The organism is Flaviramulus sp., assembly GCF_982512915.1.
On the sequence record NZ_CEWOCJ010000020.1, the window covers coordinates 1 to 11,650 of the forward strand.

Annotated in this window: 13 protein-coding genes; 5 read left to right on the forward strand and 8 right to left on the reverse strand. The window is 29.7% G+C overall.

What is annotated here, in order from left to right:
- Positions 1 to 280 precede the first annotated feature (280 nt).
- The 4 genes from AC1XJX_RS11445 to rpe all read left to right on the forward strand — a co-directional run bounded on the left by AC1XJX_RS11445 (position 281) and on the right by rpe (position 3,471).
- Positions 281 to 1,246 carry a sodium-dependent bicarbonate transport family permease gene (locus AC1XJX_RS11445; protein ID WP_482004120.1) on the forward strand — a complete coding sequence of 322 codons (966 nt, stop codon included), beginning with the start codon at positions 281 to 283 and terminating at the stop codon, positions 1,244 to 1,246.
- A 32-nt stretch (positions 1,247 to 1,278) separates the two neighbouring features.
- Entirely contained in the window at positions 1,279 to 1,593 is a 315-nt protein-coding gene (locus AC1XJX_RS11450) for a hypothetical protein (protein WP_482004121.1), read from the forward strand.
- A gap of 206 nt (positions 1,594 to 1,799) precedes the next feature.
- Entirely contained in the window at positions 1,800 to 2,663 is an 864-nt protein-coding gene (locus tag AC1XJX_RS11455; protein WP_379927197.1) for a sigma-70 family RNA polymerase sigma factor, read from the forward strand.
- A 145-nt stretch (positions 2,664 to 2,808) separates the two neighbouring features.
- On the forward strand, positions 2,809 to 3,471 hold the full coding sequence (gene rpe, locus AC1XJX_RS11460) for a ribulose-phosphate 3-epimerase (RefSeq protein WP_482004122.1): 663 nt from the start codon (positions 2,809 to 2,811) through the stop codon (positions 3,469 to 3,471).
- Here rpe and AC1XJX_RS11465 read toward each other — a convergent pair.
- From AC1XJX_RS11465 to AC1XJX_RS11485, 5 genes are all read right to left on the reverse strand, one after another.
- On the reverse strand, positions 3,468 to 3,884 hold the full coding sequence (locus AC1XJX_RS11465; RefSeq protein WP_482004123.1) for a CBS domain-containing protein: 417 nt from the start codon (positions 3,882 to 3,884) through the stop codon (positions 3,468 to 3,470). The two genes, rpe and AC1XJX_RS11465, sit on opposite strands and share 4 nt — an antisense overlap.
- Positions 3,885 to 3,905: 21 nt before the next feature.
- Positions 3,906 to 4,325, reverse strand: coding sequence for a CBS domain-containing protein (locus tag AC1XJX_RS11470; RefSeq protein WP_482004124.1), 420 nt, complete (start codon positions 4,323 to 4,325; stop codon positions 3,906 to 3,908).
- An 85-nt stretch (positions 4,326 to 4,410) separates the two neighbouring features.
- Complete coding sequence (locus AC1XJX_RS11475) at positions 4,411 to 5,262, reverse strand: zinc-dependent peptidase (RefSeq protein WP_482004125.1); 852 nt, start codon at positions 5,260 to 5,262, stop codon at positions 4,411 to 4,413.
- Between the two features lie 103 nt (positions 5,263 to 5,365).
- Complete coding sequence (locus tag AC1XJX_RS11480; protein WP_482004126.1) at positions 5,366 to 6,265, reverse strand: aldose epimerase family protein; 900 nt, start codon at positions 6,263 to 6,265, stop codon at positions 5,366 to 5,368.
- A gap of 82 nt (positions 6,266 to 6,347) precedes the next feature.
- Entirely contained in the window at positions 6,348 to 6,728 is a 381-nt protein-coding gene (locus AC1XJX_RS11485; protein WP_482004127.1) for a hypothetical protein, read from the reverse strand.
- 93 nt (positions 6,729 to 6,821) lie between these two features.
- Here AC1XJX_RS11485 and AC1XJX_RS11490 point away from each other — a divergent pair, with 93 nt between their 5' ends.
- The gene (locus tag AC1XJX_RS11490; RefSeq protein ID WP_482004128.1) at positions 6,822 to 7,103 is read left to right on the forward strand and encodes a hypothetical protein; all 282 of its coding nucleotides are present in this window, start codon (positions 6,822 to 6,824) and stop codon (positions 7,101 to 7,103) included.
- Positions 7,104 to 7,603: 500 nt separating this feature from the next.
- Here AC1XJX_RS11490 and AC1XJX_RS11495 read toward each other — a convergent pair whose 3' ends face one another.
- The 3 genes from AC1XJX_RS11495 to AC1XJX_RS11505 form a co-directional block, all read right to left on the reverse strand.
- Entirely contained in the window at positions 7,604 to 9,019 is a 1,416-nt protein-coding gene (locus AC1XJX_RS11495) for an MBOAT family O-acyltransferase (protein ID WP_482004129.1), read from the reverse strand.
- Positions 9,020 to 9,021: 2 nt separating this feature from the next.
- Positions 9,022 to 10,059 carry a hypothetical protein gene (locus AC1XJX_RS11500; protein ID WP_482004130.1) on the reverse strand — a complete coding sequence of 346 codons (1,038 nt, stop codon included), beginning with the start codon at positions 10,057 to 10,059 and terminating at the stop codon, positions 9,022 to 9,024.
- Positions 10,060 to 10,135: 76 nt separating this feature from the next.
- Entirely contained in the window at positions 10,136 to 11,647 is a 1,512-nt protein-coding gene (locus AC1XJX_RS11505; RefSeq protein WP_482004131.1) for a T9SS type A sorting domain-containing protein, read from the reverse strand.
- Positions 11,648 to 11,650: the final 3 nt, after the last annotated feature.

Here is an 11,650-nt window from a genome sequence, read left to right on the forward strand (position 1 = left end):
ATTAAGTATGCTTTAGAGCTTCCATTGATGTTGAAATTTGCAGTAAGATAAAAAACAATGAAAGAAAAAATACTTTATACCCTAAAAAAGGCTCAACAAAATAAAACTATATTCAATGTATTAGTATTAGGCCTTATATTTTTTTTATTTATAAACCTATCAATTATACGTAATGGCTTATTTTTAAAAGAAATTATTCTTTGCTTCTCTGTAGTTTGTTTAGCGGTTCTAAATTCAAACAAATAAAATATTAATCCATAACCAAAATTAACCAAACTTAATGGATTTACATTTACTATTAGACAACCTTACTAATCCTGCATTGTTATTTTTCTTTTTAGGAGTAATTGCCATACAATTGAAAAGTGACTTAAAAATACCTGAAAATTCCTCTAAATTTATTTCTTTATATCTTCTCATGGCAATTGGATTTAAAGGTGGACAAGAACTTTCTCATAGCGAATTTAATTTAGAAATTATTTGGTCTTTACTTTTTGGAATTTTCTTAGCTATTATTGTTCCAACATATTCATATTTCATACTTAGGAGAAAATTTAGTATAGAAAATGCTGGAGCAATAGCTGCTTCATATGGCTCGGTGAGCGCTGTAACTTTTGTTACGGCAATAGCATTCTTAGAAATAGAAAAAATCCCTTTTAATGGACACATGGTAGCTGTTATGGCATTAATGGAAGCACCATCAATTATGGTTGGATTATTGTTAATCATGATCTTTAAAGGGAATAAAGGTAAATCAGACATACCAGTTAAAACAGTTTTACAACACGCTTTATTCAATGGTAGTGTTCTCTTGATTATAGGAAGCCTAATAATAGGCTTTTTAGCAAGTGATGCACAAGCTGAGGGCATAAAACCATTTACTACAGATATTTTTAAAGGATTTCTATCTGTATTCCTATTAGATATGGGAATTACTAGTGGAAAAAAACTATCAGAATTTCTTAAAAAAGGTTGGTTTGCATTGGTATTTGCTATAATCATCCCTGTATTTAATGGTGTAATAGTATCCATTATTAGTAGCACTTTTATAGAAAGTATAGGAAATCGTTTATTATTTGCCATACTTGCTGCGAGTGCCTCTTATATTGCAGTTCCTGCTGCCATGAAAATAGCGGCTCCAAAAGCAAGTCCAAGTTTATATATCCCGATGGCATTAGCTATCACATTCCCTTTTAATATTACACTAGGCATGCCACTATATCTATATATTATCCAAATCACTTAAAACATTGCTAATTTTTTAAATCAAAAAATATTATGGAACAAGTTTCAAAAAAAGTAAAAAAAAGTAATAATCCTACACAGATTATCAAACTAATAGATGGCACTTTTAGCGCTTCCGAATCGGCAGATATTATAGATTCTATTTTAGATGTAAAAATTAACCATCACAAACTTAAACGCCTATCAATAACAGAAGGCAATTCTAAAGATTTATGCGTTTATGACAATGATAGAATCAATGAACTTATTGATGCAAAACTTGATGCTAAATTATTTTTTAAAGATGCAAGAATTAATAACAAAAAACTAGTTATAGAAAGTATCGTCACAATAAAAGTTGAAGATTAATTTATTTTTATTTAAGTTGAGTTAAAATGCACTTTAAAAGAAAATGAATATTTTATTTTTTTAGTAAAAAAGTGACTTCTATATTTTCTAGTTTCCTATTAAAAAGAAAATAAAAAATAATTTAAACCTTTTTGTAACAAAAAGAGAGATTTAAACGTATAACTACTGAATAACATTATTCATTTAAATTTACAGAAGAAAACTAGATGAGACAACTTAAAATTACGAAGCAGGTTACCAATAGAGAAACAGCATCGTTAGACAAATATCTTCAAGAAATTGGTAAAGTTGACTTAATTACCGCAGACGAAGAAGTAGAGTTAGCACAACGTATTAAAGCTGGTGATCAGAGAGCTTTAGAAAAATTGACAAAAGCTAATTTACGTTTTGTTGTATCGGTAGCTAAGCAATACCAAAACCAAGGTTTAACATTACCAGATTTAATTAATGAAGGCAATTTAGGTTTAATAAAAGCAGCACAGCGTTTCGATGAAACTCGTGGTTTTAAATTTATTTCTTATGCAGTTTGGTGGATTCGTCAGTCGATTCTTCAAGCTTTAGCTGAACAATCACGTATTGTACGTTTACCTTTAAACAAAATAGGTTCTATTAATAAAATCAATAAAACATTTGCATTTTTAGAGCAATCTCACGAACGCCCACCAAGTGCTGAAGAAATTGCGAAAGAATTAGACATGACCATTAACGATGTTAAAGAGTCTATGAAAAATTCTGGTCGTCACGTAAGTATGGATGCTCCTTTAGTTGAAGGTGAAGATTCTAACTTATATGATGTATTAAATAGTGGTGAGTCTCCAAATCCAGATAGAGAATTATTACACGAATCACTTCGAACAGAAATTGAGCGAGCACTAGAAACATTAACGCCTCGTGAAGCAGATGTAATTCGTTTATATTTTGGCTTAGGGAATCAACATCCAATGACTTTAGAGGAAATTGGTGAAACATTTGATTTAACGCGTGAGCGTGTTCGCCAAATTAAAGAAAAAGCAATTAGAAGATTAAAACACACTTCTAGAAGTAAAATATTAAAAACCTATTTAGGATAGTAATTTTTTAATAATAATTACGACTAAATTACGGTAACAAACAGTTATATATAACTGTTCGTTTTTTGATTGATGAAAGAACCCGCGGCTGATTACCGCGGGTTTATTTTTTCTATATTTGTAATATAAAACTTAAAAAAATCAAATGAGTACAAAACTAATAGCACCATCAATTTTAGCTGCAGATTTTGCTAACCTGCAGAGAGATATAGAGATGGTTAATAAAAGTGAAGCAGATTGGTTTCATATTGATATTATGGATGGGGTTTTTGTGCCTAATATTTCTTTTGGGATGCCGGTTTTACAAGCTATTTCTAAACACGCTAAAAAAACAATTGACGTACATTTAATGATAGTAGAACCAGATAGATATATAAAAACTTTTGCTGATTTAGGAAGTAATATCCTTACTGTTCATTATGAAGCTTGTAATCATTTACATAGAACCTTACAAGCTATAAAAGCTGAAGGTATGCAGGCTGGAGTAGCCTTAAATCCACATACCAATATTAACGTTTTAGAAGACACTATTAATGATATAGATTTGGTTTGCATAATGAGTGTTAATCCTGGTTTTGGGGGTCAGAGTTTTATTGAAAACACATACAATAAAGTGAAACAACTAAAAGAATTAATCCTTAAAAAAGGAGCTTCAACAAAAATTGAAATTGATGGTGGGGTTACCAATAAAAATGCCAAAAAATTGGCTGACGCTGGAGCCGATGTTTTAGTAGCTGGAAGTTATGTTTTTAAAAGTACCAACCAAATTGAAACTATCAGAGATTTAAACGCTATAGCAAACTCTTAATACTCTTTTAAATAGTAATTTAATAAATCAGTTGTTGTTATTATACCCATTAAAACACCACAATCAACAACAGGCAAAGCATGAAAATCTCCTTTTGCTAAAATTTGTGTAGCCTCTTTTACTGTAGTTTCCTTATTAATAGTTATTACATTTTTACTCATGACTTGTTCAATTGTAAAAGTATTATAAACTACCACATCAACATCATGCTCATCAGCAGTTGTTTCTGCATAACAAATTTTTAATAAATCAGAATAACTGAGCATTCCAATAACAACATCTGAGCTAACAACTGGTATGTGTTTAATTTTGTATTTATTAAAAAGCATTTCCGCTCTTTCTAAGTCATCATTCCTTCTTAATGCTATGATGTTTTTACTCATAATTTCTTCAACTAATATATCCTTAATCATGATTTTTAAAATTTTTAATCGTTAAAATTGTTTTAGCAAATATTTTATTAAATCGGTAGTAGTAACTATACCTATAAGTTTTTTATGAGATATAACTGGTAATGCATGAAATTCTTTAGAAGCTATGATTTCGGCAACGTCTTTTATTGAATTGGATGAAGAAATAGTAACAACATTACGTGTCATAATATGATTAATGCTAAACATATTATAAACTGGAGCATCCATATCACCATCAAAATCACCTGCATAATCTGAGAAGCTTAATCGTAATATATCGTTATGGCTTAACATGCCTATAATTTTATCATTTTCAACAATGGGAATATGTCTTATATGATTTTTTTTAAAAAGGTGTTCTGCTTTTTCTAGACTATCGTTTTTTGTTAATGTTACAACAGGAGTTGTCATTATCATTGAGATGGGTTCTTTTCTTATCATAACATTTAAAGTTTATATTTCTTAACATTAAAGTTATCGAACTAAGCTTAAAAAAATCATGATAAATATCATAATTAAAAAATATTTAATAACCAGCTATATTAAAATTAAGCATCTGTTTTATTAAATTATAAAGCTCTGGAAATCGATTTTTAAAATCTTTGGGCGTTTCAATAAACGTCTCAATAGCAACCGCTAAAAACTCAAATTCATTCGTGTAAGCATAGTTTCTAAAATAATCTGATTTTACCAAATTTGATCTTAAATTTGCATTTAGAGCAAGCAATTTGGTTATTTCTTTAAAAGAATCACTGAAAATAATCGAACTTACATCACGTTCTTTCATACTATTTATATGTAAAGCATGGGCAAATTCATGTATTCCTAAATTTAGATTATCATTATCAATAGCATAACCATATTTAAAATCTTCCCAAGAAAATACTAACGTTTTTAGCTTAGGATTAAATTCTCCTTTATGATATGTATTATTTGTATTAGAGAAAAAGGTTTTAGGATATACTACTATTTTTGAAATGAAACCAATGTAAAAATCTCTAAAACCAAAAGTTAGCATAACGGCTGTTGCTGAAATTAACACCCTAATTTCATCCGTAATTAAAAGTCCATCTCTGCCTATAAAATCTTTATCATTTATAAATGATGCCAACCTATGCTCGAAATATTTCTGTTCCCTGTTTGTAAGTTTATTATAGAAAGAAAATTGATTAATTAAAATGCTTTTTTGATGTTTGTTTAATTGTTTTAAACTGAAGTAAAGGTGATTATATAAAGGCCTTTTAAATTTTAACACATAAGCTATTTCTATCATCTTAAGTCCGTAATGTAAGATGATTAATACCATTACAAATAAAAATACACCTAAAACAATTTGGTTTGATAAACTTAAATCTTTGAAAACAAGGAAATTGAACATAAATAATACAACGCAAATTTTAAATTAATTTTTTATTTAATGATTTAAGTATCATTTAAAACTAACTATTTTTACTGCTAAAAGATGTTTAACTTAGTAGTCTTTAATTATCTATTTTCAATTTCCAATTAATATGATATGATGTATTTGGTTTTAAAACTTTAAGTCCAATGCTATTATTAAAGCTATCTGAAACTCCAGTAGTTGGTTCTATAGCAATCGTATTTTTATGAGGTGGGGTATACAGTTGTAAAAAACTTTGATCTTCAGTTGAGTTAAAAGTTAAATTATATCTTGGCGTTTTAAATATTACTTGGTTAGAATCTAAAATAAAACAATCATCTAAAAATTGATTGTTAATTTTAAAGCCTGTAGACTGTTCATTTATTATTAATTCTTGAGCAATATTTCTATCGTCTAACTTAAGCTTTTTTTTTGCATCAAATAGTATCGTACTCATACTTAAATCCTCACTAAAAAAATAAGGATGCCAACCTAATGTAAATGGAAACATTTTGGTATCAGTATTTATTATTTCAACATTTACATCTAGTGTGTTGTCTGTTAATAAATATTCCAGAAATATTGAGTAAGTAAATGGAAAACCTTTACAGACACGCTCTTCATTATATTTTAACTTAACTTTAGCAAAAGTATCTGTTGTTGATATATCCAACACTTCAAATGTCTTATTAAAAACTAAACCATGTAAGGCATTGTTTAATTCTTTTTCGTTAATATAAAATTTATAGGTTATACCATTAAATTGATAACTACCATCTTTTATTCTATTAGCAAATGGAAATAAGATTGAGGAAGCATAAGAATTGTTATATGTTAAAGGATACATGTCTTTTATCAACTCCTCCCCTTTTAGTTTCAACTCCTGTAAACTAGCTCCTTGATTTAAAAATATTTTTGCAAAAGATGTTTTTTTGGGGCTAGCAAGCACTAAACATTTATTATTATTTTTTCCTTTAACTAACTTACTAGTGTAGTTCATATACAATTATTTAATTAATTCAAAAATAAACAAGATAAAATGAGCATTTAGTTTTGTTGCTATTTAAAATTGAATAAATATATTATTTCTCCATATAAGCTTGCCACTTGATAAGAATGAATTTTTCAAAACCATGTTCTAATTTCCTAAGAAAACCATATTCGTAAACAAACAAGTATACATCACCTTTAGTATTCTTCCAATAATGGGTAAAGTAATTAGGATCAAAACCCTCAGCCTTAAGTTGCTCAACTCTTATTATGACTTTTCCGGCTTTATTGTAGTTTTTTAACAACTTTCTATTAAGCTTCAATTGATTATCAACTTTATTAAAAAATCTAGGTGATTCTGTTATAGATTTTTGATAATGATAAGAACTTTTACAATATGTATCGCAAAATTTTTTATCAGACCTACCTTCTATCTCCTTATCGCAATATTTGCATTTATTAGATAATTTCATATTAACTCAAATTAACCGTACATTATACGTTTAATATGCGTTTAATATACAATTAAAACATTTATAAAATATAGTTTTGATTAAATATTAATTATGAAATCCCTCAAAAGCATTATTTTAAAACACCTTGTAATTGAAAACAAAAGGTGTATAGGACTCCATTTTAAATCTATTAGAGCAATAAATATGATAATGCAAGAATTAGATTTTTTTGAATGGAATGTTGAAAATAATATTTACTTCATCATAAATAATACAGAAAACAAAGATAATGTAGATAAACTTATACGAACTGTAGCATGGATAAATGCTAAATTATTTTTAATTGAAAACAAAAACAAAAAAAACACAAAACCTAATCGTGGTGCAGCTTAATCAAAAAATAAAACAATATTGTTTTTAATTTTTATAATTTAAAAAGCAATGATTTAAATAAATTAAACCATTGCTTTTTATATGTAAACCAGATAGATCTGACTTCAAATCAAACACTCGAATTTTTTCATAAAATTAATAGTGAAATATAAACTAAATATTCATTTTTAGAATGTAGATATATTGAATTTTTAAAATGGACTAAAATCAAACTTTATATCCTTTAAATCATCCCTCCTTCATTATTTGTTTATAAAACTATCTATCAACGCTCTTATTTTAATTAATCAGAACGAGTGTACGATTAACATAAATAAGAAACGAGACCATCTTTAACATAAAGAATTAGGCCCGTTTTTGTGAGAGCAGTCAAACCAAGTAACTTAAAATCTTAAAATAGAATTTACAAGATATCTAAAACAAAGCTCAAAATATCTCAGTTTTCTTTGTGAAAAATCTTTAATTAAAAAGGTATTAATAATAGCTTTGCATATATTAATTTAAAACTGAAAGTAAATAAACTGCTCGCCACTTCCTTGTGCTATAACAATTAATAAAAGTAGCACCGCCCAGGAAATCCCCATAACCCAAGGCGATGCTTTTTCTGATAAAGTTTTTAGTGATGTGTTACGCATCATCCAATGGCATAAAAATAACATCCCTATTACCACACAGACTTTTATAATACTAAATGAGTCTAGAATCTTTAATCCATTTGGTTGCAAATAAAACATAGATTTTAGAAGTTGCCATGCCGTATCAAATGATCTTGCTCTAAAAAATACCCAGGTTATATTAACACAGGTAAATGTTATGAATGCTAAAAAAATACCATTCCACTTGGTGATTTTAAAAGGGAGATACTTTTTTTGTAATTTCTCTAAAATTAAATAAGTACCATGTAAGCCTCCCCAAACCATAAAGGTCCATGCAGCTCCATGCCAAAGCCCTCCTAGCAACATGGTAAGCATTAAGGCTACATACATTCTTGTAATACCATGACGATTACCTCCTAATGGGATGTATAGGTAATCTCGTAACCAGCTTGATAATGATATGTGCCAACGGTTCCACAAATCTGAAAATCCTAAAGAAGCATAGGGATACCTAAAGTTATCTGGTAAAGTAATACCCAACATTAAGGAAATACCAATGGCACAGGTAGAATAGCCTGCAAAGTCAAAAAAAATCTGACCAGAAAATGCTAAGGTACCTGTCCAAGCATCTATACCGTATAATAACTCAGGTGATCCAAACACGTCATCAGCAACACCGGAAAGCAAGGTGTCTGCCAGAACCACTTTTTGAAAAATACCTATGGTGAGTAAAAAAACACCCCAAATAAATTGTTCCGAAGTAGCTCTTTTTTCTTTATAAAACTGAGTGATTAAATCCTTTGCCCTAACAATGGGTCCAGCTACCAACTGTGGAAAGAACGTTACGTATAAGGCAAAATCTAGAAATGTTTTAGCAGGTTTTGCTTGACCTTTGTATATATCGATAGTGTAAGACATGGTTTGAAAGGTGTAAAACGATATACCCATAGGTAAAATAATATCCATAGGCTGAACTGCATATTGAATACCAAAGCTATTTATTAAGGCTACAAAATTTTCTAAAAGAAAATCTCCGTATTTAAAAAAAGCCAAAAAACCTAAATTAACTAACATGCTTAATAACAACCAAAATTTACGCCTGCTTTTTTCTTTAGTATTTACAATACGCTTTGAAGCTGTCCAATCTATAACTGTAGAAATCCACAATAAAAGAATTAATGGTGGGTTCCATAAACCATAAAAAACATAACTTGCTAAAAGCAACATCTTTTTTTTACTGGTCCAAGTAATATATCTTGTATAATAAAATGCTAAAACAATAACCAAAAAAACTATAAAACTTAATGAATTAAATAACATACTTAGTTGGTTTTTGAGTTAGTTATAACCTCATCTGCTAGCATTAGTTTTGCCATTTCTGTCGTGAAATAATTAGCGTCTTCTAAGGATAAATGGGACCATTCGGGGCATTTTAAATCTTTAAATTGTGGGTAATCTTCAAAATGATAAGCCATAACGTTTGACTTTTTCACTAAATCATCCCAATAATCTTCTCGTGGTAACATAAAGTTTTCTCCTGCTCTTACTCCTCCTGAGGAAGGACAGCGCATTAATATAAGATTGCCACCTCGAGCCTTAAATGTTTCGGCATCCTTTAGAAAGAAAGCCATTGTAGCGGCTTTATCTGGCGCTGGTGATGTTTTACCAATAAATCCCCAAACTTTAGTAATCGTATTTGCAAAAGCGGTATCTGTTAAGGTTCTATCTATCATTTGCACATTCCGATCTAAGCTAGTCATTCTCCCAAATTTATAAAACGGTGGCATCCCTTCTGGGATTCTATTGCCCACTTTTATCTGTTTTAATAAGGCCTTTAGATCTATATTGTCATCTAACTCCTCTTCTCCTGCAGACATTAATGCCAAATGTTGCTGTAATGGTAAAGACAATTGATGATTGAGACGTTGCACATACGTTCGGTTTTTATAATGGTCTACCCGTGCTTGTGGCCATGCCCAAGGTTGGGCTTTAGGATATGTGGTTGAAAAAAACAACCCTGGTGCAACACCTAATATTACAGTACCTGCATAATTTGTATTCTCAACAATATCATGAAATACAGGTAAAGGAGAACTTCCAACATTCGCTAACTGTACTGGTCGCTTGCCTGTTTCTTTTTCCCAAGCATCCAATTGTATGCCATATAATATGCGCGAAGAACCCATCAATACAACATCATCTTGGGCTAAGGTATTCAACCTATCTCGTTGAATTGCCCAAAGTGCTTTATTATCATCTATTGTAGGCACATAACCTTGAGAACGCCAATACAATTCCCAGGCAACAACACCAAGAATACTTGTTATAATTGCAATGCTTAATGCTTTTTTTAAATTCATGGTTTATTATATATTCATTGATAAAAGTATTAAATGAAATAATGCAAATGATAAATTTCTTTAAATAAAATGCTTACTAGATTTTTATAAACCTAGCTGTTAATTCTCTCTTATCAGTTTTTATTTTAATTAAATAGACCCCATTATGAAGGGTGCTAACATCAATTGCATTTGTATTATTTTTTAAATCAAACAGAACACGTCTTCCTAGCGCATCAAAAATTTCATAACCACCAATAGTTCCATTATTTACTGTTATAATTTTTAATACATTATCAACAGGATTTGGATAGATTTTAAATTTAGTAATTCCAAATTCTGATACATCTAAAGCAACATCAAAATTAGCTGTTACTGAAATGTCTTTGTCTATATTGGTGTCTGTTCTTGGGTTGGTTGTTAATCCATCACTCCAATCAATAAACACATAACCTGTATTGGGTATCGCCTCAACGCTTGACCCGCTTTCATAACACCCAACTGTTTGTGGTGTTGTACCATTAATAATACCGCCTGTATTAGCTGTATATGCTAAAACAAAACTCGTGTTTTCTGTAATCGTAATACTTGCCGTATCTGAAAAGCCGCTTGAATTCGTGACCGTAACTGTGTAGTTCCCTGGTTCAGTAATCAAAAAATTAGCTTCAGTACCTAATTCACTTAATCCATCATACCAAGAATAGATAACACCGCCCGTTGCAGTAACACTAACAGCGGTTGTACTACAGTTTAATATGGTCGTTCCTGTTTCATTCGTAATTCCTGCTAAAACATCTAATGTTAAAGGATTGCAATCGTCATCTAAACCATTATTCAAGATTTCTGTAGCTCCCGGGTTGATTGTTGCATTACTATCATTACAATCTATATCTGAATTATATCCATCTGAATCACGGTCGACAATTACAACTTCTACGGTCCATTCTTTTAAAATAGTTTCATCTTGAGATAAAACTTTTAATATTTTAGAATTTGTAAAGTTAAATGTATTACTGCCAGAAACTATTTTTTGAGTGCCATCATATAATGTAGCACCAGGGCTTAACTGAAAAATAGCATTCAAATCGATAATATTTTGAGATATAAAAACATTACTATCAATAGTTACTTTATTACTTGTAATCGTTTTGTTTACATCTCCAGCACCATCAAAACTAAAATCTAAAATATTTGCCTGATTGCTTAATGTTGTATTAGCAATACCAAAGGCTTGAAAAACGTTTCCATAATGTTTATCAATTTGAAAATTTATAGTTGTAGTTGCGTTTACTATTTGGTTATTAACAGAATCGTAAATCTTAAAATCAATGGTTTCGTTAATAGTATTAGCAAAAACAAGGAAATAAGCTAAATAGCGGTCTGTGCTAGAAACATAAAGTAAGTTTGCACTGCCTCTTAGCTCTCCATTTACAAAAGCACCCACCTTATCATTAGTACTTGATAAGGTGGTGCCGTTAACATTTAAAAAAGCTGCAAAGGACATGGTATATTGATACTGACTCTCATTAACCTGCCAATTTGGTGCTTGCCCAAATGCACTAGTATGTAATAGGATTAAAGCTAAAATATTATAAAAATATGTCTTCATTTC